Genomic DNA, 24,733 nt, shown 5'->3' with positions numbered 1-24,733 from the left:
CCTTAAAACTTCTGAATTTGAACATAAAAAAGCCACCTGATTTGGTGGCTTCTTTAGGGAGATTATTATGAAAAAGAAAAGTTTAGGATTTCTATTAAATAAAGTTAGGAGGTCTTTACTTAATGATTACATGATACATGAGTAAACTTAAAGTTAACTTAAGATAAAAGAATTATTTTAATTTTTTTTCGATCCACCCAAATCATTCCTGTACAATCATAAGTAGATAAGGTTTCAAACCCCAGAGAACGGTAAAAACCCAAGGTTTTTTCTGTCTGTTCAGTCGCTAGTTGTATTTGATAGGCATCCTTATAGTCAGCCAAGGCTTCTTTCATCAAGTTACTACCAATTCCTTGGCGCTGATAGCTAGGCAAAACAATCAAATCCTGGACAAAAACGGATGAAAAACCGTCTCCAACCAGACGCACTAAACCAACGATTTCCTCACCATCACGGGCAAGATAAGTTGCTAGTGAGTGATACAAGGCCTGCTCCAACATCTGTGGCTGATTGGTATAGTTTGTCCAACCAACTGCCTGATAGAGATGTAAAACGTCTTCTAAAGCAACTGACTGTTGACTTCTAATACAAATCATTATCTTACCTCCACCAGAATTCTCATTTACTGATTTTTATAAAATAATAGCATAAAAGTAAATAAGAATCAAAAAATGCATAGAGTCAATGTAACAAAATTGAACTTATGCATTTTTTACTATTTTATCAATCTAGACTGATTTTCCCTTTTTGAGTTCCCCAAATACCTGTTTGTACTTGTAACTGTAAACCTGAGGCATTTGCAGTCTCATTACTCAAGTCAAATACCACATTTCCTGTGATGCTATTTTCAGGATTTAATTCTGATAAGAAGAATTTTGCTTCTTCATTTGCATATAAACCAGCTGCACCATCTGTTGCATACTCCGTATCACCTTTTAAAAGTTTAAAAAAATCATCAGTAACTGTTATAGATTTTTTGCCAGTATTTTTTACTGTTACATTCACAATTAAATAAACACCGTTGGCAGTTTTTCCATATTCTCCACCAACATTTTGAGATAAGGATTTCGAATTCACAACATATTCAACATCCCCAACTTTGACAATTTCTCCAATCTTATGCTCTGCCTTGGTTGTTTTCTCTTCTGTTTTTTTAGTTTCTTCTGATACCTTTGTTTGAACTGCTTCTTCTGATGTTGTTACTTGAGCACTTGAATTAGATGTAGTTGACTGTTGTGATGAATTGCTACCATTTCCTCCTTTAATAGCACCATATGCAATAAGCACAATTATTAATATGAACCACCATTTTTTATAAAAAGGCGTTTTTTTCACATAAACGTTACCATTTTCATCTTTGATTTTCTTAGCCATAAGAAATCTCCTTTAATGTTTTTATTTTAAACTATTATAATATATTTCCTAAAAAAAAAAAAGCATTTATTGAATAAAATGTAATTTTTAATTTAGATTAACAGTATCATTTTTTATAAATTACTTTATCTAAAAATTTCAAATGGCAAACTTGTATAAAAATAATATTATTTTTCAAAAAAAGGTTTACTCTAGACTAATTATTCCAACCTAAATATTAAATTTAAAAATCCTCCAGATTCTACTCTGAAGGATTCATTTCTTATCTCACAACGATATTAACGAGTTTGGTTGGCTTCAATAGTCCAGTGGACTATTGAAGGTGGCAGATAGGGCTAATAAACTCGTTATTTAACGACGATATTAACGAGTTTATTAGGTACCGCAATCACTTTCACGATTTCCTTACCATCGATCTCTGCTTTGACTTTTTCGTCAGCCAGAGCAATTTCTTGCAATTCTTCGCGTGAAAGGTCTTTTGCGACCATGAGTTTAGCGCGGACTTTTCCTTTGATTTGGACGACGATTTCGATTTCGTCTTCAACCAATTTGCTTTCGTCCCATGTTGGCCAAGCTACATAAGAGATAGACTCGCCTGTTGCTGCCACTGTTTGCCAGAGTTCTTCTGCCAAGTGAGGCGCAAATGGAGCGATCAATTGGATAAAGCCTTTGGCGTAGTCCACATAGAGCTTGTCTTCCTTATTAGCAGCGTTGACAAAGACCATAAGTTGGGCAATGGCTGTGTTGAATTTCATGGACTCGATTTGCTCTGTGACAGCTTTAACGGTTTCGTTATAAACCTTGTCTAGAGCGCCATTGTTTTCCGCAACGATTTCTTTCGTTGTGATCAAACGGTACACACGGTCAAGGAATTTACGGCTTCCTTCCAATCCTTCTTCAGACCAAGCGATGGAAGCATCGAGTGGTCCCATAAACATTTCATAGACACGAAGGGTATCAGCACCATATTGTTCCACCACATCGTCTGGATTGACCACGTTCTTGAGGGATTTAGACATCTTAGCTGGTGCTTGCTCCAATTCTTCCCCTGTTTCCACATGGAAGAAGGAACCGTCACGTTTTTCAACCTTGTCAGTTGCTACAAGAGCACCGCGATGGTCACGGTAGCTTGTTCCCAAAATCATTCCTTGGTTAAAGAGTTTTTGGAATGGTTCTTTAGTTGGAACGACACCGATATCATAGAGGAATTTATGCCAGAAACGAGCGTAAAGCAAGTGGAGAACGGCGTGTTCTGCACCACCCACGTAGATATCTACTGGCAACCATTGTTTGAGGAGATCCTCATCGGCTAATTTTTCAGTGTTGTGTGGATCGATATAGCGGAGGTAGTACCAGCTTGAACCAGCCCATTGTGGCATAGTGTTGGTTTCACGACGACCTTTGACGCCATCCTCACGAGTCACTTCCAGCCAGTCTGTCAAGTTAGCCAATGGGCTTTCACCAGTACCTGAAGGGCGGATATCCTTGGTTACTGGCAAGACAAGTGGGAGTTCACTTTCTGGAACAGCTGTCGAAGTCCCATCTTCCCAATGAATGATTGGGATTGGTTCACCCCAGTAACGTTGACGGCTAAAGAGCCAGTCGCGGAGACGATAGGTAACCTTTTCTTGACCAAAGCCTTTTTCTTCTAGCCAAGACACGATTTTAGCAATCGCTTCTTCTTTGTTGAGACCGTTCAAGAAGTCAGAGTTGACGTGAAGGCCGTCTTCTGTATAGGCAGCTTCTTCAACGTTGCCACCTTCCAAGACTTCTACGATTGGAAGTCCAAACTGTTTAGCAAATTCCCAGTCACGCTCATCGTGGGCAGGTACGGCCATAACAGCACCTGTTCCGTAGCTAGCAAGAACATAGTCGGCAATCCAGATTGGAATTTCTTTGCCATTGACAGGGTTGATAGCATAAGCACCAGTCCAAACCCCTGTTTTTTCCTTGGCAAGGTCAGTACGAGCCAAGTCAGACTTGAGGCTAGCTTGGTGTTTGTAGTCCGCTACAGCCTCAGCTTGTTCAGGACTTGTGATAGCGTCTACCAAGTCATGCTCAGGAGCCAAGACAGTGAAGGTAGCACCAAAAAGGGTGTCAGGACGAGTGGTAAAGACTGTGAATTCCTTGTCAGTCCCTTTCACTTTGAAAGTGACATTGGCACCAGTTGATTTACCGATCCAGTTGCGTTGCATGTCCTTGATAGACTCTGGCCAATCAAGGTCATCCAAGTCATTGAGCAAGCGCTCCGCATAGGCAGTGATTTTGAGCATCCATTGGCGCATTGGTTTGCGGACAACTGGATAGCCTCCACGCTCAGACGTTCCGTCAGGAAGGACTTCTTCGTTGGCGATAGCTGTTCCAAGTTCCTCAACCCAGTTTACTGGTACCTCTGCTTCATAGGCTAAGCCTTTTTCATAAAGCTTGGTAAAGATCCATTGCGTCCACTTGTAGTAGTTTGAGTCTGTAGTATTAACTTCACGGTCCCAGTCGTAAGAGAATCCAAGCGCATTGATTTGGCGTTTGAAGTTTGCAATGTTTTCCGCTGTGAATTCCGCTGGGTCATTCCCTGTATCCATAGCGTATTGCTCTGCAGGCAAACCAAAGGCATCCCATCCCATTGGGTGAAGGACGTTGTAGCCTTGGGCACGTTTGAAACGACTGAGGATATCGGTCGCTGTATAGCCTTCTGGGTGCCCTACGTGAAGACCTGCTCCCGAAGGGTAAGGGAACATGTCCAATGCATAAAACTTCGGTTTTGAGGCGTCTGTTCCTGTCTTAAAGGTGTGATGGTCAGCCCAGTGTTTCTGCCATTTAGGCTCGATTTCTTTGTGATTGTAAAAACTCATGCTGTCTCTCCAATTTTCGTGATGCTCCTATTATACCATTTTTAGGGGAAATATTGTTCCTCTTTTCGTGTTTTTTATCGTTTTAACCTTTAAGTATTAGACATTTTTACTGATAGTTTCTCCAATTTATATAATTTACCATTCAATTAATGCTTCATAAATAATATAGATGCAAGATAGGGCTTTTTATGGTAGAATATAGGAAAGTGCTTTCTCAGAAGGAGGGAAAAATGAACAAACAAACCATCGCTGTTTTAGGGCCTGGTTCTTGGGGTACTGCTCTGTCACAAGTTTTAAATGACAATGGACATGAAGTACGTATCTGGGGAAATATTCCTGACCAAATTGACGAAATCAGTACACAACATACCAACAAACGCTATTTTAAGGATACTGTATTAGACGAAAAGATTGTAGCCTACCATGATTTAGCAGAAGTCTTGAAGGGCGTTGACGCTGTCTTGTTCGTAGTTCCAACTAAGGTGACAAGATTGGTAGCTCAACAAGTAGCTGCTGTTTTGGACCATAAAGTAGTTATTATGCATGCTTCAAAAGGGCTCGAGCCAAATAGTCACAAACGTCTTTCGACCATTCTTGAAGAAGAAATCCCTCAAGAATTCCGCAGTGAAATTGTGGTTGTATCTGGTCCTAGTCACGCAGAAGAAACAATCGTCCGTGATATTACCTTAATTACAGCCGCTTCCAAGGATTTACAAACTGCTCAGTATGTTCAGACACTCTTTAGTAACCACTACTTCCGTCTTTATACCAATACAGATGTGATCGGAGTGGAAACAGCTGGTGCTCTTAAAAATATCATCGCTGTTGGTGCAGGTGCCCTCCATGGACTCGGATTTGGAGACAACGCTAAAGCTGCCATTATCACGCGCGGTCTTGCGGAAATCACTCGTCTAGGGGTTAAACTTGGAGCAAATCCATTAACTTACAGTGGTCTTTCTGGAGTTGGGGATTTGATTGTTACAGGGACTTCTGTCCACTCACGTAACTGGCGTGCTGGAGATGCTCTTGGGCGTGGAGAAGCCTTGGCAGATATCGAAGCCAATATGGGAATGGTCATCGAAGGTATTTCAACAACCAAAGCGGCTTACGAATTGGCGCAAGAACTTGAAGTCTATATGCCTATTACCCAAGCTATCTACCAAGTTATTTATGAAAATGTTAATATTAAGGATGCTGTTTCTGAACTCATGAGTAACGAGTTCAAGGCAGAAAACGAGTGGTCATAATCACCGTTAGAAAGGAAGCTCATGAAGCAAAAAGTTAGAAAAGCTGTTATCCCTGCTGCGGGACTTGGAACTCGTTTCCTACCAGCAACCAAAGCCTTGGCCAAAGAAATGTTGCCAATCGTGGATAAGCCAACAATCCAGTTCATCGTTGAAGAAGCTCTCAAGTCTGGAATTGAGGACATTCTTGTTGTAACAGGGAAATCAAAACGTTCTATCGAAGACCATTTTGATTCAAACTTTGAACTAGAATACAACCTCAAAGAAAAAGGAAAAACTGATCTCCTAAGATTAGTTGATGAAACAACCGGCATGCGCCTTCACTTCATCCGTCAAACACATCCACGCGGACTCGGAGATGCAGTTTTACAAGCCAAAGCTTTCGTCGGAAACGAACCATTTGTGGTTATGCTTGGAGATGACCTCATGGATATCACTGATGACAGTGCTGTCCCATTGACCAAGCAACTCATGAATGATTACGAAGAGACTCATGCTTCTACCATCGCTGTAATGCCTGTACCACACGAAGAAGTTTCTGCCTATGGTGTTATCGCACCTCAAGGCGAAGGAAAAGATGGACTTTACAGTGTTGAAACCTTTGTTGAAAAACCAGCGCCTGAAGACGCACCAAGTGATTTAGCTATCATCGGTCGTTATCTCCTCACACCAGAGATTTTTGATATTCTTGAAAATCAAAAACCTGGTGCCGGAAATGAAATCCAGCTAACAGACGCTATTGATACCCTCAACAAAACCCAACGAGTATTTGCTCGTGAATTCAAGGGTGCTCGTTATGATGTTGGAGACAAGTTTGGCTTTATGAAAACTTCAATCGACTACGCACTTAGACATCCTCAAGTCAAAGATGACTTGAAAACTTACTTGATTAACCTTGGGAAAGAACTCTCAGGAGAAAAATAATCCCTTAAACCAGGTTGAAAATACCTGGTTTTTTTGTTGCCTAAACACCTCCAAAGCTAGTCCAAGCCTAATTTCTTGCAATCATTGCTTTTATGGTATAATAATAAGGAGTGAGGAAAGAAATGAAGAATAAATTATTATCTATGAAAGAAAAAGGACTGGCCTTACTGGAGTCCCTTAAAACAAAACTAAAAAATATACATCTAGGAAAAAAAGGTCCTAAAAATTCTAAAAAGAAAAAGCAAACCAAAACGAATATTTGGACTATCTTTGCCAATATCTTACTAGGAATCAAGGCAACCTTTAATACCCTATTCATCATCGCCTTTCTTGGTGGACTTTTAGGTACTGGGGTTGTTTTCGGTTATGCTGTATCTCTATTTGACAAGGTGACCGTTCCTAAAACAGAAGATTTAGTCAAACAAGTGAACGATATTCCATCCATTTCTGAGATTCGCTATGCTGACGGGTCCATGATTGGTGCTATCGAAAGTGACCTCCTTCGGACTTCTGTCGCATCAGATGCTATTTCAGAAAATCTCAAACAAGCTATCGTTGCGACTGAGGATGAACATTTTGCCGAACACAATGGAGTCGTTCCTAAAGCGGTTATTCGTGCCAGCCTCGGGAACTTTATCGGACTTGGTTCTTCTAGTGGAGGTTCTACACTAACACAGCAGCTCATCAAGCAACAAGTGGTTGGTGACGCTCCTACACTAGCTCGTAAAGCTACTGAAATCGTGGATGCCTTGGCTTTAGAGAGAGCAATGAGCAAGGATGAAATCTTGACAACCTATCTCAATGTCGCTCCATTTGGTCGTAACAATAAAGGGCAAAATATCGCAGGAGCTCAACAAGCTGCCAAGGGTATTTTCGGTGTTGACGCCAATCAACTAACGATACCTCAAGCAGCCTTCATAGCTGGCTTGCCACAAAGTCCCATCTCTTACTCACCTTATGAATCTACGGGAGAAATGAAGAGTGAAGAAGATATGGCACTTGGTATCAAACGTTCCAAAGATGTTCTTTACAATATGTACAGAACGGGGGTCCTCAGTCAGGAAGATTACGAAACCTATAAAGCATACGACATCAAACAAGATTTCTTACCAGCTGAAAGTGTAGACGTAACTTCTAGGGGCTATCTCTACTTTACTGCTCTCGATGAAGCAACTAATCTCATGTATGACTACTTGGTACAAAAAGACAACGTCTCTGCCCAAGAACTCAAAAACGAGTCTATCCAAAAATCTTATCGTGAATTAGCTGAAAAAGAGATTCAAAATGGTGGTTATCGTATCACAACTACAATCGACAAAGCTATCCATACTGCCATGCAAGATGCGGTCGCAAACTATGGCTATCTAGTTGATGATAATACCGGTCAACCTGAAGTCGGAAATGTCCTGATGAATAACCAAACCGGTGCTATCCTAGGATTTGTCGGCGGTCGTGATTACCAAAGCAACCAAAACAACCACGCCTTTAATACTAAACGTTCTCCTGCCTCAACTACTAAACCAATCCTGGCCTACAGTATTGCCATTGACCAAGGTTTGATGGGAAGTGCAAGTGTCCTATCTAACTATCCAACTAACTTCTCAAACGGAAACCCAATCATGTATGTCAATAGCCCTGGTACAGCCATGATGAGCTTGAAAGAAGCCCTCAATTATTCGTGGAACATCCCAGCCTACTGGACTTATCGCACACTCCGTGAAAAGGGTGTTAATGTTCGCTCTTACATGGAAAAAATGGGCTATGAAATCCCGGAATACGACATTGAAAGTTTGCCTATGGGTGGAGGAATCGATGTTACTGTAGCTCAACATACAAACGGATACCAAACCTTAGCCAACAACGGTGTTTATCATAAAAAATTCATGATTTCGAAAATCGAAAAAACTAGTGGTGAGGTTATCTATGAGCACAAAGATGAACCTGTACAGGTCTACTCTAAAGCGACTGCAACTATTATGCAGAGCTTATTGAGAGATGTTATTTCGTCACGAATCACTTCAAGCTTCCAGAGCGATCTTGCTGCTATCAACCCAAGTTTAGCGGGTGCTGACTGGATTGGTAAAACTGGTACAACCAATGAAGATGGTGACATGTGGCTTATGCTTTCAACTCCAAGATTGACCCTTGGCGGTTGGCTTGGCCACGATGACAACAGACCTCTTGGTAAGGGTGCAGGTCACTACCGCAACGCCAAATACATGGCTTATCTGGTCAATGCTATTCAGCAAGCTTCTCCTTCTGTTTGGGGTTCTGAACGATTTAGCCTTGACTCAAGTGTCACTTCTTCTCAAGTCCTTAGATCGACTGGTCAGAAACCAGGTAAGGTTACTATTAACGGTAGAGAAATTGAAGTAACTGGAGAAATGGTAACAAGTTACTGGGCTAACCAAACTGGCGCTCCAACTACTACTTATAAATTTGCTATTGGTGGAAGTGACTCTGATTACCAAAATGCTTGGAATACTATTTTGGGAAGTCTACCAAAATCATCTAATTCCAACAATAATAACTCAAACAACAATAGCAATAATAACAATAACCGAAATAATAATAGCAATAATAATAACAACAATAATAATGGTAATAATAACAATAATATTACCAACGGAAGTAACGACTCTTCGTCAAATAGACTACAACGCTAACCTTTCTATATGAATCAGTATCAAAAGAATATTTTTAAGGGAACCATTTACTCCCTCCTATCTGGATTAATATGGGGTATTTGTGGCATTTTAGGAGAATTCTTCTTTACGCATTATCAAGTATCATCCGGCTGGATTACTTCCATGCGACTAAGCCTTGCAGGTGGTTTCGTGCTCATCTTGTCTAGCTTTAAGTTTCGCTCACAGCTATTCGATATCTGGAGAAAGCGCAAAAACTACCTGCCTTTTCTGGCTTATGCCATCTTAGGTATCTTCTCCGTTCAGTATTTCTTTTATCTCTGTGTAGAATACTCTAATGCGACAACTGCAAGCATCCTACAATTTATCAGTCCTGTCTTCATTCTCATATACAACCGTATCATCTACAAGAAAAAAGCTTCTAAAAAAGCAATCTTCTATGTTTTAACTGCTATGCTTGGGGTCTTTTTGATGGCTACCAAAGGCGATCTCTCTAAGTTATCCATCACTCCTATCGCTTTATTAACTGGACTTCTCAGTGCGCTGGGCGTCATGTTTAATGTCATCTTGCCCCAGCCATTTGCTCGAAAATATGGTTTTGTTCCCACTGTTGGTTGGGGAATGATGCTGGCTGGACTCTTTAGTAATTTTCTCTATCCTGTATATAGAATTAGCTTTCAGCTGGATTGGGTGAGCATCTTGATTTGTTTGACCATTGCCTTTCTGGGAACAGCTTTTGCCTTTTTCCTATCCATGAAGGCTGTCTCGCTGGTATCCCCATTGGTGGTGTCAGTGGTTAGTGCAAGTGAACCGCTATCCTCTGCTATTTTAAGCGTTCTATTTCTAGGTCTGGTCTTGGACGGCTACCTGCTATTAGCTATGATTTTGATTATTATTCCCATGATCTTCTTGTCCATCGAAGAATCAAAGGACAAACTGAAAGAATCTTCTTTTAACACTTAAGGCTTCAATTTTGAAGCCTTTTTTGGTAGAATAGTAAGCATTACAAAGAGTGAGGAGACATCTATGACTGCTACAAAAATGAATGCACAAGAAATTATCCAATTTATCGCCAATGCTGAGAAAAAGACCAGCGTAAAAGTAACCTTTGAGGGGCAACTTGCCGGAGCTATCCCTGCTTCTGTTACCAAACTTGGAAATGTTCTTTTTGGAGACTGGAAGGATATCGCACCTCTTCTTGAAGGACTAACAGAAAATAAAGATTATGTTGTTGAGCAAGACGCTCGCAACTCAGCTGTACCTCTTCTTGATAAACGCGACATCAATGCTCGTATCGAGCCAGGCGCTATCATCCGTGACCAGGTTGAGATTGGCGACAACGCTGTTATCATGATGGGGGCCGTCATTAATATTGGTGCTGAAATCGGTGCTGGCACTATGATTGACATGGGTGCTATTCTAGGTGGACGTGCTATTGTCGGTAAAAATAGTCACGTGGGTGCGGGAGCTGTCCTTGCAGGTGTTATCGAACCAGCTAGTGCAGAGCCTGTCCGTGTCGGTGATAATGTACTCATCGGTGCTAACGCTGTGGTTATCGAAGGTGTTCAAATCGGTAGCGGTTCTGTTGTCGCTGCAGGTGCCATCGTCACTCAAGATGTTCCAGAAAATGTTGTGGTGGCAGGTGTTCCGGCTCGTATCATCAAAGAAATCGATAGCCAAACCCAGCAAAAAACAGCGCTAGAGGATGCGCTTCGTACCTTGTAATTAGTGACAGAGGCGGAAAACTTTTCCAGCCTCTTTATCGTATCAGTAGAAAGAAATTAGATATGTTAGATTTGATTCAAACTCGACGCGATCTTCACCAAATTCCTGAGATCGGTTTAGAAGAAGTCAAGACTCAAGCTTATTTGCTTAATGTCATTGAGAAATTAACAGCTAGTAAGGATTTTGTTCAGATTCGTACTTGGCAAACAGGTATTTTAGTTTATTTACAGGGAAGTCAGCCAGAACGTACCATCGGTTGGCGAACAGATATCGACGGACTCCCAATCGTTGAACAAACAGGTCTTGCCTTTGCCTCTCAGCACCCAGACCGTATGCATGCTTGTGGACATGATTTTCACATGACCATTGCCCTAGGAAGTCTCGAACGTGCTCTAGAAAACCAACCTAAAAACAATCTCCTCTTTCTCTTCCAACCTGCCGAGGAAAATGAAGCAGGTGGCATGCTCATGTATGAAGATGGGGCCTTTGGTGACTGGTTGCCTGACCAATTCTATGGGCTTCATGTTCGTCCAGACCTAAAAGTTGGACAGATTGCGACCAATACCCATACACTCTTTGCAGGAACTTGCGAAGTCAAGATTCGTTTCAAGGGTAAAGGTGGTCACGCTGCCTTTCCACATCAAGCAAACGACGCTCTGGTTGCAGCTAGCTATTTTGTCACTCAAGTTCAGTCGGTTGTCAGCCGTAATGTTGATCCTATCGAGGGAGCTGTCGTCACTTTCGGTGTCTTTCAAGCTGGTACAACCAATAATGTCATCGCTGATTCAGCTTTCTTGCATGGAACCATTCGAGCCCTCACACATAGCATGAGCCTCTTGGTTCAAAAACGTGTCAAAGCCATCGCTGAAGGTGTCGCAGCTGCTTTTGATATGGATGTGGAAGTTGAACTCAAACAGGGAGGTTACCTACCTGTCGAAAACAACCCTGAATTAGCTCGAGAATTGATGACCTTCTTTGATGAAAAAGAGGGAATTGAACTAATCGACATCGAACCTGCCATGACAGGAGAAGACTTTGGTTATCTTCTATCAAAGGTTCCTGGAGTCATGTTCTGGCTTGGAATTGATAGTCCCCATGCTCTTCACCATCCACAGATGAGTCCTAAGGAAGAAGCTCTGGCTGTCGGTGTCGAGGCTGTATCAAGCTTTTTAGCAAAGAAAGCTGCGGAGTAAACAATGAAAAAATCCCTACGCAAGCAGGTCTTGCAAGAACTCAAATCTCAATCAGCCGAAGAAAAGGAAGTCATGGACGCTTGGTTGACTGAGCAACTACTTCTACATCCCTTCTACAAGGAAGCAAAGACCATCGCCACTTACCTGTCTTTTCCTCATGAATTTCAGACAGCTAGACTCATTGAACAAGCTCAAAAAGATGGGAAGACACTCCTCATTCCAAAAACCTATCCACATGGGAAAATGGACTTTGTTCTATATGAACCAGAGAAACTCGAAAGAAATTCTTTTGGACTTCTTGAACCTCAAGGAGACTTCACAATCCTTGAACCCTCTCAAATTGACCTGATTCATGTTCCTGGTTTAGCTTTCAACACTTCTGGCTATCGGGTTGGCTATGGAGGTGGCTATTACGACCGCTACTTAGAGCGTTTCCCAGGTCATACTATTAGTACGATTTATCCATGTCAGATTCAGAATTTTCAACCTGAGCACTACGATATTCCTGTTAAGGAGGTACTCATCTATGAAAGAAATTTTTGATCGTCGTTATCCTGTCACGAGCTTCTTTCTACTCGTGACAACCCTGGTTTTCATACTCATGTTTCTAACCAGCGGTTTCAACTATACCAGCGCAGCCACCTTGTATCAATTCGGAGCTGTGTATCCCCCTGCTATCAAAGCCATGCCTGAGCAAGTCTGGCGTTTATTCTCCGCAACCTTTGTCCATATTGGCTTAGAGCATTTTTTAGTCAATATGCTATCCCTCTATTTTTTGGGACGTCAGATGGAGCAAATCTTTGGGTCCAAGCAGTTTTTCTTTATCTACCTCTTATCAGGGATGATGGGGAATCTCTTTGTCCTAGTTTTTAGCCCTGATGCTATTACTGCAGGTGCTTCAACTGCCCTCTACGGTATGTTTGCCTCAATTGTTGTTCTCCGATATGCTTCACGCAATCCCTATCTCCAACAACTTGGTCAATCCTACCTCTCCCTCTTAGTCATCAACCTAGTAGGTACTATTTTAATGCCTGGTATTAGCCTTGCTGGGCATGTCGGGGGTGCTGTCGGGGGTGCATTACTGGCTATCGTCTTCCCAGTTCGAGGAGAACGAAAGATTTACAGCCCAGGCCAACGTGGTCTAGCAACCCTAGCCTTTATTGCTTTATCAGCTCTACTACTTTTTATCGGACTATTCTAAGAACAAGAAAAACCATTGGAAACTCTCTCAGAGAGCTTTATTTCCAATGGTTTTTTGAATCTATTTGAAAAGTAGCTTAAAATCCATTATTGTCACTGAGTTCTTTGAACCAGTGGCCTGATTTTTTCAAGCGACGTTCTTGTGTTTCTAAGTCAAGCTCGACCAAACCATAACGGTTTTTGTAACTATTGAGCCATGACCAGCAGTCGATAAAGGTCCAAATCAAGTAGCCTTTGCAGTTAGCACCATCTTCAATGGCACGATGAAGCTCACGAAGGTGACCTTTGACAAAGTCAATACGGTAATCATCCTGAATCATACTATTTTCGCGGAATTTATCTTCACCTTCAACGCCCATCCCATTCTCTGTCAACATCCACTCGATATTGCCATAGTTTTCCTTGATGTTTTGGGCAATGTCATAAATTCCTTGCTCGTAGATTTCCCAACCACGGTGTGGATTGATCTTACGACCGGGCATGACGTAAGGCTCATAGAAATGCTCCGGCAAGAGCGGGCTGTTAAGATGCTTAGCAAAACGTGGCGCCATGACACGCAAGGGTTGGTAGTAGTTGACTCCAAGGAAATCTACTGTGTGCTCACGAATAAGCTCCAACTCCTCATCTGTAGAATCTGGCAGCAAATCATGCTCAGCTAAAATTTCCACTAATTCTTCTGGATAAGTTCCCAAGACAGATGGATCTAGGAAAGATTGAGCCTGGAAGAGATCAGCAATGCGAGCAGCTTTGACATCCGCAGGATGCTGACTACGTGGATAAGCTGGTGTCAAGTTGAGGACAATTCCAATCTTAGAATCAGGCAAAACCTCATGGCAAGCTTTGACCGCAAGAGTGCTGGCTAGTTGTGTGTGGTAGGCAACCTTAACGGCAGCTTTGGCATCTACCTTATGAGGATAATGGGCATCATAGAAATAGCCAAACTCTACAGGAACGATAGGCTCATTGAAGGTAATCCATTGGTCTACCAAGTCTCCATAAGTTTCAAAACAGAAACGCGCATAGTCTTCATAAGCCTTGATGGTTGCCTTATTTTCCCAACCATCTCCATCCTCTTGAAGGGCAAAAGGCAGATCAAAGTGATAAAGATTGACTAAGAGAAGGATTCCCTTGGCCTTAATAGCTTCAAAGACCTGACGGTAGAACGCCACACCTTGAGGATTGACTTCCCCACGGCCTTGTGGGAAAATACGAGACCACTGGATAGAGGTCCGAAAGGCTGTATGACCTGTTTCTAACAAAAGTTCGATATCCTTTTCCCAGTTTTCATAGAAGGTCGATGTCTTGTCTGGTCCAATCCCATTGTAGTAGCGATTTGGTTCCACTTGAAACCAATAATCCCAAAGATTATCTCCCTTTCCGTCACCAGGAACTCGCCCTTCTGTCTGTGGCCCAGAAGTTGAGGAACCCCAGACAAAATCCTTTGGAAATTTTAGCATAGCTCTACCTCTTTTTACGATTTTAATGTTTACTTTCTCTCATTATAAAGAAAAAACAAGGCAAAAACTAGTTACATTTTTGTCTTGTTTTTCTTCTGATTATAGATTTTATTTATTTGTTAGGATTTCAAGGGTTTCAAGCAAGTTATCTGCGTGAACTTCGATTGTATCTCCTGTCGCCTTAATCTTGACTTCTACAATCCCGTCAGCTGCTTTCTTACCAACAGTGATGCGGATTGGAAGACCAATCAAGTCGCTGTCACTGAATTTAACACCGACACGTTCATTACGGTCATCTGTCAAGACTTCGTAGCCTTTATTGACCAAAGCTTCTTCGATACGATTTGTCAATGCAAGACTTTCTTCATCCTTGACATTAACTGGAATCAAGTGCACATCAAATGGCGCCAATTCTTTAGGGAAATTGATTCCCCAAGCGTAACGATATTCACCTTTTGGAGTCTTGTTAACAAAGAGGCGAGCGTGTTGTTCCATGACTGCTGAAAGGAGACGGCTGACACCGATACCATAGCAACCCATGATGATTGGCACAGCACGACCATTTTCATCCAAGACATCTGCCCCCATACTTGCTGAGTAGCGAGTCCCAAGTTTGAAAATGTGACCAATCTCGATACCACGTGCAAAGTTGAGCACACCTTGTCCATCTGGAGAGATTTCACCCTCACGAACTTCACGGATATCAACATACTCAGCAGTGAAGTCACGACCAGGGTTCACACCAGTTAAGTGGTAACCATCTTCGTTAGCACCTACAACAGCATTGCGACTATCCTGCACCTTGCGGTCTGCGATAATCTTGACATTTTCTGGAAGATTGACTGGGCCAAGTGAACCAAAGTCCGCTCCCAATAATTCTTTCACTTCCGCTTCGGTTGCAGGTTCTAAGAAGTCTGCACCAAGGTAGTTTTTCAATTTGACTTCATTGAGTTGGTCATTGCCAACGAGTAGGGCAACAACTGGCTCCTCGTCTGCGATATAAACCAAGGTCTTGATTGTTTGCTCTTCAGAGACATTCAAGAAAGCAGCAACTTCATCAATCGATTTGACACCTGGTGTTTCCACACGTGCTACTTGGTCTTCAGTCACAACACGGTTGCTTGGTTTGTAGGCGTTTGTTGCCATTTCCAAGTTAGCTGCATAGCTTGACTCACTTGAGTAGGCAATAGTATCTTCACCAGAAACCATCCATTTGAGCAATTCTGCCTTGATTTCTTTCTGTACATCTACAGGAATCTCGTCAAATGATGCAACAGACTTATCCAAAACGACCCAGCGGTCAAGGTCTGTACGAGCAGGTGTAATGGCCATAAACTCTTGGCTATCCTTACCACCCATGGCTCCACCGTCACCGATGATTGCTTTAAAGTCTAAGCCACTACGAGTGAAAATACGTTCGTAGGCTGCCTTGTACTCATCATAAGTAACATCTAAACTATCATAATTAGCGTGGAAGCTATAACCATCTTTCATGATAAATTCACGCGTACGGAGAAGTCCATTACGTGGACGTTTTTCATCACGGTACTTAGGCTGGATTTGGTACAAGTTCAGTGGTAATTGCTTGTAAGATTTAACAGAATCGCGGACAATAGCTGTAAAAGTTTCTTCGTGAGTTGGACCCAAGATGAAGTCTGACTTCTCACGATTTTTCAATTTATACAAATCTTCACCGTAGGTCTCATAACGTCCTGATTCACGCCAAAGGTCCGCACTGAGAAGGGCTGGGGCCAACATTTCAACAGCACCCATCTTGTCAAACTCTTGGCGCATAATGTTCTTGGCTTTTTCGATAACACGGTTAGCAAGTGGTAGGTAAGAATAAACACCTGCTGATACTTGGCGAACATAACCAGCACGCAACATAAGGGCGTGGCTGATAACTTGAGCATCGCTTGGCATTTCGCGAAGCGTTGGAATAAGCATTTTACTTTGTTTCATATTTTTCCTCTAATTCTTAAAAGAAGGTACGCATGATGTCGTTCCAAGTCACGGCGATCATCAAGACAACCATAATCACAACTCCAACTAGAGTCACATAGGTTTCAATTTCTTGTTTCAGCGGTTTACGGCGAATGGCTTCGATGATGTTGAGCACGATTTTTCCACCGTCTAGTGCCGGGATAGGAATCAAGTTGAAAATCCCGATATTGATGGAAATCATAGCCAAGAAGAACAAGACATTCTCAAGACCATTTTTAGCAGCATCACTACTTGCCTTAAAGATAGCAACAGGTCCACCCAATTTATTCAAGTCAGGCTGGAAAATCAAGCTCTTCAAGGCGTTGAGAATGCGCAAGGCTGAATCAGCAGCAGAGGTGAATCCACCTACAAACATAGACCAGATATCTGATTTGAGTCTCGGTTGAACACCTAAAATATAGCGACCTTGGTTTTCCTCAGGGGTCACACTAACTTGTTTTTCAGTTCCATTTTCAGAGACTGTTACATCCAATACAGGCGCTGTTTTATCTTTGGTCTCTGTCTCAACTGCCTGAATCAAGTCTTGCCAGTTACTAATTTCGTGTGAACCGACTTTAGTGATTTGGGCTGTATTTTCAACACCGGCCTTAGCAATCGCGCTATCAGGGATGATACTAAAGTTATTGCTTTGCGTATCTCGAACGCCACCCTGCATGAAAATCAGAATCCAAAAAACGATAACTCCTAGAATAAAGTTATTCATAGGACCAGCAAAGTTGGTAATCAACTTGCCCCAGACAGTCGCATTCTGATATTGAACATCTAGCGGAGCGATACGAACTTCCGTCCCATCAGCTTCTACAATCGTTGCATCATGGTCTACAGAGAAAGTTTTTTCCTCTTCCAAAACCAGACCTGTGATAAAGAGTTTATCCTCAAAGTCAAACTGGGTTACCTGCATAGGAAGAGCCGTTTGGTCGACCTTCTTACCAGAAAGATTGATGCGCTTCACCTTACCATCTTCGGCCAAGGTCAAACTAACAGGAGTTCCTGTCTTAATCTCTGTGGTATCCTCACCCCAACCTGCCATGCGGACATAACCACCAAGCGGTAGGAGACGAATCGTGTAAGCAGTCCCGTCTTTCCCGATATGGGCAAAAATCTTCGGACCCATACCAATGGCAAATTCACGAACCAGAATTCCAGACTTCTTAGCAAAGTAGAAATGGCCGAACTCGTGAACCACCACGATAATTCCAAAAACAAGGATAAAGGTTAATAATCCTAACATTTAATATTTGTTCACCTTTCCTTAAAATAAGCCAAAGAGGTGCATAATAGGGAAAACAGCCAACATAGAGTCAAAGCGATCCAGCACCCCACCATGTCCTGGGATAAATTTCCCCGAATCCTTGACACCAAAATGGCGTTTCATAGCACTTTCAATCAAGTCACCCAATTGCCCTGCAATACTAAAGAAAATTGCAAAGAGCGTCATTTTGTAAATGCCGTAAGGAAGGGCAACCGTACTATCCACTAACATAAAGATAAGAGTGACAAGCATGGCAGCTAAAATCCCACCAAAGGCTCCCTCGATTGATTTGTTCGGAGAGACTCTCGGAGCCAATCTTCTCTTACCGAAATTCATTCCGACCAAGTAAGCACCACTATCAGTGGCCCATACGATACAGAGGGCCAAGAGGGCTTTATCCAAACCTGCGATTCGAGCATCCACTAAAGCATTGAATCCAAAACCAACATAGAAACTCATAGCGATTGGGTATACAGCATCTTCAATGGTGTAATTCTTGCTAAAAACAGTGCAACCTAACATGATAAAAATCACAACACCATATGCGACAACATTCCCATCTACAGGTAAAAATGTCAAGTAGTTTTCTAGGGGGATTGTCAGTGCAAAAGTCGCTAACAAGGTCAGCAAACCCTCAGGGGTCATGGTATTTAACCCTTTCATCTGAAGCAACTCATGAACCCCTAGCATGGCTAGAAGTCCCATAGCAATCTGTAACCAAAGCCCACCAATCACCAAGAGCGGGATAAAGATTGCTAAGGCCAGAGCGGCAAATATAGTTCTCTTTAATAAATCCTTTTTCATAACTTTTCCTAAACTCCTCCAAATCGACGATTGCGGCGATTATACTCTGCAATAGCTTCTTTCAAAGCTTCCTCATCAAAGTCAGGCCACAAAACATCTGTGAAATAAAGTTCACTATAAGCTGCTTGCCAAGGCAAGAAATTGCTCAAGCGAAGCTCCCCACTCGTTCGAATGATTAAGTCCGGATCACGCAAGACCTTAGGCAAATGCCCTGTAAAGAGGTATTCCCCAATCAACTCTTCTGTAATATCGCCTGGATTCACCTTGGCATCCAAAACATCCTGTGCAATCAACTTGACCGCTTGTGTAATCTCAGCTCGTCCACCGTAATTAAGGGCAAAGTTAAGAATCAAACCTGTGTTTAACTTGGTCAACTCTTCCGCCTTTTTCAAAGCTTCAAAAGTTTGTTTTGGCAAGCGATCGGTTTCCCCAATCATTTGGATCTTCATGTTCTTTTGGTGCAATTCGGGGACATACTTATCATAAAATTCAACAGGCAAGTTCATGATAAACTTGACTTCCTGGTCTGGACGTGTCCAATTTTCAGTCGAGAAGGCATAGACAGTCATAGCCTTGACACCCATATCACTAGCAGCAATGGCTACTGTTCTCAGAGCATCCATCCCAGCCTTATGCCCAAAGACACGTGGCTGCATGCGTTTTTTAGCCCAACGACCATTCCCGTCCATGATAACTCCGATATGTGCTGGCACCACCGCTGGTGTTTCTGTAACTTTATCTTTTTTTAAAAATCCAAACATGATTGTATTCCTATTCAAAAATCTATCGTTTCATTATACCATATTTTTCGCATTTCTTCTATCATCTTTTCTTATTCTAAGGCGGAATTTCCTATAGATTTCCTATCTTTCTAAACTGACAAGCCTTGCATTTCCCAAAGAAAGTTGATACAATAAAACATAAAGATTTATCCTTGTTCAGTCACAGGGGTTTTTTATTGAAAGGATCTTATCATGTCAAAAAAACTACAACGTAAAAAACAATTGAGAAACAGCCTTCGTCGCTCAGGCGCACTTTCAAACGCTGTAAACAAGGTTGTCGAAGAAACAAAAAAAGTTGTGAAACACGCTGAAAAAGCCGCAAACAACGCTGGTAAAGCTGTTTCTAAGCAAGTTGAAAAAACTGTAGAAGCAACTAAAGAACAAGCTCAAAAGGTTACAAGCTCAGTAGAAGAATTCGCAGCCAACCTAGGTGGACTTTCAGTCGACCGTGCCAAGACTTTCTACGATGAAGGAATCAAGTCTGCTGCTGACTTCAAAAACTGGACAGAAAAAGAACTCCTTGCTTTGAAAGGAATCGGTCCAGCTACAATCAAGAAATTAAAAGAGAACGGCATCAAGTTCAAGTAATCTTTCTTGTTCCTTGCTTTTCCGTCAAAAACTTGTTAAAATATAGCCATTAGAGGTGTTTTGAGTCCCACATTTTACAGAAAGTGGCGGTGCTGAGAAGTCCACAAATGTATCAAAACTGGTTGCTAATGGATGAAATTAAAAAATGAAATATAAATGTCTTTTTGTTTTAAAGACGAGAGTTGCGGGCATCTGCCCGAAATTGGGTGGTACCGCGGATAAAAAAATATTCGTCCCTGTCAGATTAATGACAGGGGCGATTTTTTTGTTGCGACCTAGTAAAAGGAGGTTGTCATGAAACAATCTTTTAAAACAAGTAAGCTCTACTTTGGTTTTCCAATCTTCATTTTGGGGTATCAGGACCAGAACTTTGGACACAATATCACGACCTGCAGTTCCTCCTATAGTCTAGGCGATTGGCTCGTCATCGGGGTTGGTGCTGAGGAAAATGCGGCTGACCAGATTAAGCATTATCAGAAGTTCACTGTGAACATCCCTGACGAAAACCTCATGCTTAAGATGGAGCAGGCTGGCTTTATCAGCCATCGGGAGAAATTGAAACACCTGGGCCTTGACTATGAGATTTCTGAACGAACTCAGGCACCGATTTTGGAGGCTTGTCCAGTCGTTTTGGATTGCCAGGTTGATCGGATTATCGAAGAAGATGGCATCTGTCATATCTTTGCCAAGATTATAGACCGTCTGGCTGACCCAGAACTCTTAGATGACAAGGGACATTTTAAAAATGACCGTTTTGCACCGACTTACTTTATGGGGGACGGTCATCAGCGCGTTTACCGTTATCTAGATAACCGAGTTGATCCCATGGGAAGCTTTATTAAGAAAGCGAGGCAGAAGAATGACAAGAGCTGAACTGCCAGAACGAATCGAAACGGAGCGTCTAGTCTTACGAGTCCGTACAGTGGCGGATGCTGAGGATATCCATGCCTACGCTAGTCTCCCAGAAGTTTCTTACCCAGCAGGTTTCCCACCCGTCAAGACCTTGGAAGATGAGATTTATTATCTGGAACATATCCTTCCCAAGCACAATGAAAAGGACAATCTCCCAGCAGGCTATGGAATTGTGGTCAAAGGGACTGATAAAGTTATTGGCTCAGTTGATTTCAACCATCGCCATGAAGACGATGTACTGGAGATTGGCTATACCTTGCACCCAGACTATTGGGGGCGAGGCTATGTGCCAGAAGCAACGCGAGCCTTGATTGACTTAGGCTTTAAAGAAATGGGTCTTCACAAGATTGAATTGTCTTGCTTTGGTTACAACCTTCAAAGTCAACGAGTTGCTGAGAAACTTGGTTTCACCCTTGAAGCTCGCATAAGAGACCGCAAAGATGCTCAAGGCAACCGCTGTGATGATTTGAGATATGGCTTGCTGAAGAGTGAGTGGGAGGTGGATTGATGCATGTTTTCATCATTGGAGCTCCAGCTGCAGGGAAAATGACCATTGGTCAGGAACTTTCGAAACTCACCGGTGCGACTCTCTTTTTCAACCATCAACCAATTGATTTCGCACTCGAAATCTATCAGGATTTTACGGAAGAAATGTGGGAATTTGTTCGTAGCGTTAACTTTTCTTTTCTTGGAACAAGCGCCAGGCATCATCGGTCGGTGATTTTAACAGGTGTAACTGATTTTTCAAATCAATATCATCTGATGTATTTGAAGGATATTCAAGATTTATTAAATGAGTATCATCAAGAGATTCTCTTTGTTGAATTAGAAACGTCTCTTGAGGAGCGCTTACGTCGCAATCGGACGGAGAATCGGTTGAAATACAAACCCTTGAAACGGAATTTTGAGGTATCTGAAAGAGAAATTTTAGAGACTGATAAAACAGATCAACTTAATTCTCAAAAGCAACCGAGTGGTCTTCACCACTACCTGAAAATTGATAATACGAATCTGTCTGCAGAGGAAGTCGCAAAGCAGATTCAAGAAAAAATGAAAACAATAGAGAAAGGACAAACACATGTCTAAAGAACTTTCACCTAAATACAATCCAGCCGAGGTTGAGGCTGGTCGTTACCAAAAATGGCTTGACGAAGATGTTTTCAAGCCTTCAGGCGATCAAAAGGCTAAGCCGTACTCTATCGTCATTCCACCACCAAACGTAACTGGGAAACTCCACCTTGGTCACGCTTGGGATACAACTTTGCAAGATATCATCATCCGTCAAAAACGTATGCAAGGTTTTGATACGCTTTGGCTTCCAGGGATGGACCACGCGGGGATTGCTACTCAAGCTAAGGTTGAGGAGCGCTTGCGTGGTGAGGGCATTAGTCGTTACGACCTCGGGCGTGAAAAATTCCTCGACAAAGTCTGGGAATGGAAAGACGAATATGCCACTACCATCAAGGAACAATGGGGCAAGATGGGCCTCTCTGTAGACTACTCTCGCGAACGTTTCACTCTTGACGAAGGCTTGTCAAAAGCCGTTCGCAAGGTCTTTGTGGACCTTTACAAGAAAGGTTGGATCTACCGTGGTGAGTTTATCATCAACTGGGACCCAGCAGCTCGCACAGCCCTTTCTGATATTGAGGTGATTCATAAGGATGTCGAAGGTGCCTTCTACCACATGAACTACATGCTAGAAGACGGTTCCCGCGCCCTTGAAGTGGCAACCACTCGTCCTGAGACCATGTTTGGGGACGTTGCCGTTGCTGTCAATCCAGAAGACCCCCGCTATAAGGACTTGATCGGTAAAAACGTCGTCCTTCCAATCGCTAATAAATTGATCCCAATCGTTGGTGATGAGCACGCAGATCCTGAGTTTGGTACAGGTGTCGTGAAAATCACGCCTGCCCACGATCCAAACGACTTCTTGGTTGGTCAACGCCATAACTTGCCACAAGTTAACGTCATGAACGATGACGGAACCATGAACGACTTGGCTTTCGAATTTGCTGGTATGGACCGTTTCGAAGCTCGTAAGGCAGTCGTTGCCAAGTTGGAAGAAATAGGTGCCCTTATTAAAATCGAAAAACGTGTCCATAGTGTTGGTCACTCAGAGCGTACAGGTGTCGTGGTTGAGCCACGCTTGTCAACGCAATGGTTCGTTAAGATGGACCAATTGGCCAAAAATGCTATTGCCAATCAAGACACAGACGATAAGGTAGAATTCTACCCACCTCGTTTCAACGATACCTTCCTCCAATGGATGGAAAATGTCCACGATTGGGTTATTTCTCGTCAGCTCTGGTGGGGTCACCAAATCCCTGCTTGGTACAACGCTGAGGGTGAAATGTACGTCGGTGAAGAAGCTCCTGAAGGCGACGGATGGACTCAGGACGAAGACGTCTTGGATACTTGGTTCAGTTCTGCCCTCTGGCCATTCTCAACTATGGGTTGGCCTGATGTGGAAGCAGAAGACTTCAAACGTTACTTCCCAACTTCAACCTTGGTAACAGGTTACGATATCATCTTCTTCTGGGTGTCTCGTATGATCTTCCAATCATTGGAATTCACTGGCCGTCAACCATTCCAAAACGTCCTTATCCACGGTCTCATTCGTGACGAGCAAGGACGCAAGATGTCTAAATCTCTCGGCAACGGAATTGACCCAATGGATGTTATCGAAAAATACGGTGCTGATGCCCTTCGTTGGTTCCTTTCAAACGGTTCTGCACCAGGTCAAGACGTGCGCTTCTCTTACGAGAAAATGGATGCTTCTTGGAACTTCATTAACAAGATCTGGAACATCTCGCGCTACATCCTCATGAACAATGAAGGCTTGACCCTTGAGCAAGCAACTGCTAATGTGGAAAAAGTTGTCAACAAGGAAGCTGGAAATGTCACAGACCGTTGGATTCTCCACAACCTCAATGAAACTATCGGAAAAGTCACTGAAAACTTTGATAAGTTTGAGTTTGGTGTCGCTGGCCACATCCTCTACAACTTCATCTGGGACGAGTTTGCGGACTGGTACGTCGAGTTGACCAAGGAAGTCCTTTATAGCGATAACGAAGAAGAGAAAGTCATCACACGTTCTGTTCTCCTTTACACTTTGGACAAGATCCTTCGTCTCCTTCACCCAATCATGCCATTCGTGACAGAGGAAATTTTCGGACAAATCTCAGAAGGCTCTATCGTTACAGCAGAATACCCTACTGTTAACCCAGCCTTTGAAGACCTTGCAGCTCACACTGGTGTAGAAAGTCTCAAAGACTTGATTCGTGCTGTTCGTAATGCGCGCGCGGAAGTAAACGTTGCACCAAGCAAGCCAATCACTATCCTTGTTAAGACGAGCGATAGCGACTTGGAAGCCTTCTTTAACAGCAATGTCAACTACATCAAACGCTTCACAAATCCAGAACACTTGGAAATCGCATCAAACATCCCTGCACCTGAACTCGCTATGTCAAGCGTCATCACAGGAGCAGAAATCTACTTGCCACTAGCAGACCTCCTCAATGTCGAAGAAGAATTAGCTCGTCTCGACAAAGAACTCGCTAAATGGCAAAAAGAACTGGACATGGTCGGTAATAAACTCTCTAACGAACGCTTCGTAGCCAATGCTAAGCCAGAAGTCGTCCAAAAAGAACGTAACAAACAAGCCGACTACCAAGCTAAATACGACGCGACCGTCGCACGTATTGATGAGATGAAGAAGTTGGTTAAGTAGTGTGGAAGTGATTTAATTTCTATAACTGAACAAAAGAAATGGAGCGGATA

At 42.6% G+C, this 24,733-nt stretch carries 21 protein-coding genes; 13 read left to right on the top strand and 8 right to left on the bottom strand.

Annotated elements, in window-relative coordinates:
• Window positions 1–158: 158 nt before the first annotated feature.
• From K1I61_RS06290 to leuS, 3 genes are all read right to left on the bottom strand, one after another.
• The gene (locus tag K1I61_RS06290; protein WP_223334031.1) at window positions 159–596 is read right to left on the bottom strand and encodes a GNAT family N-acetyltransferase; all 438 of its coding nucleotides are present in this window, start codon (window positions 594–596) and stop codon (window positions 159–161) included.
• Between the two features lie 127 nt (window positions 597–723).
• Window positions 724–1,374: a DUF4352 domain-containing protein gene (locus tag K1I61_RS06285; protein WP_223334033.1), complete on the bottom strand. Its 651-nt coding sequence runs from the start codon at window positions 1,372–1,374 to the stop codon at window positions 724–726.
• 347 nt (window positions 1,375–1,721) lie between these two features.
• Window positions 1,722–4,223: a leucine--tRNA ligase gene (leuS, locus tag K1I61_RS06280; RefSeq protein ID WP_223334035.1), complete on the bottom strand. Its 2,502-nt coding sequence runs from the start codon at window positions 4,221–4,223 to the stop codon at window positions 1,722–1,724.
• Window positions 4,224–4,453: 230 nt separating this feature from the next.
• Between leuS and K1I61_RS06275 the strand changes: the two genes are divergently transcribed.
• The 8 genes from K1I61_RS06275 (at window position 4,454) to K1I61_RS06240 (ending at window position 13,155) form a co-directional block, all read left to right on the top strand.
• On the top strand, window positions 4,454–5,470 hold the full coding sequence (locus tag K1I61_RS06275; protein ID WP_223334037.1) for an NAD(P)H-dependent glycerol-3-phosphate dehydrogenase: 1,017 nt from the start codon (window positions 4,454–4,456) through the stop codon (window positions 5,468–5,470).
• A 21-nt stretch (window positions 5,471–5,491) separates the two neighbouring features.
• Window positions 5,492–6,391, top strand: coding sequence for a UTP--glucose-1-phosphate uridylyltransferase GalU (gene galU / locus K1I61_RS06270; RefSeq protein ID WP_223334039.1), 900 nt, complete (start codon window positions 5,492–5,494; stop codon window positions 6,389–6,391).
• A 122-nt stretch (window positions 6,392–6,513) separates the two neighbouring features.
• Window positions 6,514–9,057: a penicillin-binding protein PBP1B gene (pbp1b, locus tag K1I61_RS06265; protein ID WP_223334041.1), complete on the top strand. Its 2,544-nt coding sequence runs from the start codon at window positions 6,514–6,516 to the stop codon at window positions 9,055–9,057.
• A 9-nt stretch (window positions 9,058–9,066) separates the two neighbouring features.
• Window positions 9,067–9,999, top strand: coding sequence for a DMT family transporter (locus K1I61_RS06260; protein ID WP_223334043.1), 933 nt, complete (start codon window positions 9,067–9,069; stop codon window positions 9,997–9,999).
• A 63-nt stretch (window positions 10,000–10,062) separates the two neighbouring features.
• Complete coding sequence (dapD, locus tag K1I61_RS06255) at window positions 10,063–10,761, top strand: 2,3,4,5-tetrahydropyridine-2,6-dicarboxylate N-acetyltransferase (RefSeq protein WP_223334045.1); 699 nt, start codon at window positions 10,063–10,065, stop codon at window positions 10,759–10,761.
• Between the two features lie 62 nt (window positions 10,762–10,823).
• Window positions 10,824–11,954: an N-acetyldiaminopimelate deacetylase gene (locus K1I61_RS06250; protein WP_223334047.1), complete on the top strand. Its 1,131-nt coding sequence runs from the start codon at window positions 10,824–10,826 to the stop codon at window positions 11,952–11,954.
• A 3-nt stretch (window positions 11,955–11,957) separates the two neighbouring features.
• Window positions 11,958–12,497, top strand: a complete 540-nt coding sequence (locus K1I61_RS06245; protein WP_223334049.1) for a 5-formyltetrahydrofolate cyclo-ligase — start codon at window positions 11,958–11,960, stop codon at window positions 12,495–12,497.
• Window positions 12,481–13,155: a rhomboid family intramembrane serine protease gene (locus tag K1I61_RS06240; protein WP_223334051.1), complete on the top strand. Its 675-nt coding sequence runs from the start codon at window positions 12,481–12,483 to the stop codon at window positions 13,153–13,155. Before K1I61_RS06245 ends, K1I61_RS06240 begins: the two co-directional genes overlap by 17 nt.
• 76 nt (window positions 13,156–13,231) lie before the next feature.
• Here K1I61_RS06240 and K1I61_RS06235 read toward each other — a convergent pair whose 3' ends face one another.
• From K1I61_RS06235 to K1I61_RS06215, 5 genes are all read right to left on the bottom strand, one after another.
• A complete protein-coding gene (locus K1I61_RS06235) occupies window positions 13,232–14,611 on the bottom strand; it encodes a glycoside hydrolase family 1 protein (protein ID WP_223334053.1) in 1,380 nt (459 codons plus the stop codon).
• A 108-nt stretch (window positions 14,612–14,719) separates the two neighbouring features.
• Window positions 14,720–16,573, bottom strand: coding sequence for a proline--tRNA ligase (locus K1I61_RS06230; protein ID WP_223334055.1), 1,854 nt, complete (start codon window positions 16,571–16,573; stop codon window positions 14,720–14,722).
• A 16-nt stretch (window positions 16,574–16,589) separates the two neighbouring features.
• On the bottom strand, window positions 16,590–17,846 hold the full coding sequence (gene rseP / locus K1I61_RS06225; protein ID WP_223334057.1) for an RIP metalloprotease RseP: 1,257 nt from the start codon (window positions 17,844–17,846) through the stop codon (window positions 16,590–16,592).
• A 21-nt stretch (window positions 17,847–17,867) separates the two neighbouring features.
• A complete protein-coding gene (locus K1I61_RS06220; protein WP_024054371.1) occupies window positions 17,868–18,671 on the bottom strand; it encodes a phosphatidate cytidylyltransferase in 804 nt (267 codons plus the stop codon).
• An 8-nt stretch (window positions 18,672–18,679) separates the two neighbouring features.
• Window positions 18,680–19,432: an isoprenyl transferase gene (locus K1I61_RS06215; RefSeq protein ID WP_223334059.1), complete on the bottom strand. Its 753-nt coding sequence runs from the start codon at window positions 19,430–19,432 to the stop codon at window positions 18,680–18,682.
• Between the two features lie 213 nt (window positions 19,433–19,645).
• Here K1I61_RS06215 and K1I61_RS06210 point away from each other — a divergent pair, with 213 nt between their 5' ends.
• The 5 genes from K1I61_RS06210 (at window position 19,646) to K1I61_RS06190 (ending at window position 24,683) form a co-directional block, all read left to right on the top strand.
• On the top strand, window positions 19,646–20,041 hold the full coding sequence (locus K1I61_RS06210) for a helix-hairpin-helix domain-containing protein (protein WP_006151340.1): 396 nt from the start codon (window positions 19,646–19,648) through the stop codon (window positions 20,039–20,041).
• A 294-nt stretch (window positions 20,042–20,335) separates the two neighbouring features.
• Complete coding sequence (locus K1I61_RS06205) at window positions 20,336–20,914, top strand: flavin reductase family protein (RefSeq protein WP_223334061.1); 579 nt, start codon at window positions 20,336–20,338, stop codon at window positions 20,912–20,914.
• The gene (locus K1I61_RS06200; protein WP_223334063.1) at window positions 20,901–21,461 is read left to right on the top strand and encodes a GNAT family N-acetyltransferase; all 561 of its coding nucleotides are present in this window, start codon (window positions 20,901–20,903) and stop codon (window positions 21,459–21,461) included. The genes K1I61_RS06205 and K1I61_RS06200 overlap by 14 nt, the downstream gene beginning before the upstream one ends.
• Entirely contained in the window at window positions 21,461–22,039 is a 579-nt protein-coding gene (locus K1I61_RS06195; protein WP_223334065.1) for an AAA family ATPase, read from the top strand. Before K1I61_RS06200 ends, K1I61_RS06195 begins: the two co-directional genes overlap by 1 nt.
• Window positions 22,032–24,683: a valine--tRNA ligase gene (locus K1I61_RS06190; RefSeq protein ID WP_223334067.1), complete on the top strand. Its 2,652-nt coding sequence runs from the start codon at window positions 22,032–22,034 to the stop codon at window positions 24,681–24,683. The genes K1I61_RS06195 and K1I61_RS06190 overlap by 8 nt, the downstream gene beginning before the upstream one ends.
• Window positions 24,684–24,733 lie beyond the last annotated feature (50 nt).

The organism is Streptococcus infantis (genome assembly GCF_019929665.1).
Classification (GTDB): domain Bacteria; phylum Bacillota; class Bacilli; order Lactobacillales; family Streptococcaceae; genus Streptococcus; species Streptococcus infantis_H.
This window is presented reverse-complemented; position numbering and strand designations above follow the sequence as displayed.